The following is a 428-nucleotide window of genomic DNA, read 5'->3' as shown; positions in this document are numbered from 1 at the left end:
CAGCCACCAATGACTCTTTTATGCTCTTGCCGGCCACGTTGAACAGGGGGGATATCATTGCCATGGATCGTGCCTACATCGACTATGCGAAGTTTCAGCAGATGACTGAGCGCGGCGTCGTCTATGTCACGAAGATGAAGAAAAACCTGCAATACACGATAGAGGAGGACGTCATGTGTCAAACGCCGGAAGGGGTGATGCAGGTTCGTGTACAACGGGTTACTTTCCGAAAGGAACTCAAGGGCGGTTCCAGCATTGTCCATCACGCACGCATCGTCACTTATGTCGATGTTCAGAAGCGCAAACTCATCTCCCTCCTGACTAACGACATGACCTCGGACCCGCTCGAAATCATGGATATCTACCACAAAAGATGGGCCATAGAGTTGTTGTTCAAGCAGATAAAGCAGAACTTTCCACTCAAATAC

The 428-nt window shown here is 49.5% G+C and carries 1 protein-coding gene; it reads left to right on the top strand.

Annotated features, from left to right (window positions below; all coding sequences use genetic code 11):
• Window positions 1–428, top strand: a 428-nt coding sequence (locus GCWU000325_RS01230) for a transposase (RefSeq protein WP_006254111.1), incomplete at both ends; no start/stop codon positions are given.

The organism is Alloprevotella tannerae ATCC 51259 (assembly GCF_000159995.1).
GTDB lineage: Bacteria > Bacteroidota > Bacteroidia > Bacteroidales > Bacteroidaceae > Alloprevotella > Alloprevotella tannerae.
Note: the sequence above shows the minus strand (reverse complement) of the source record. Positions and strands in the feature narration are given on the sequence as shown.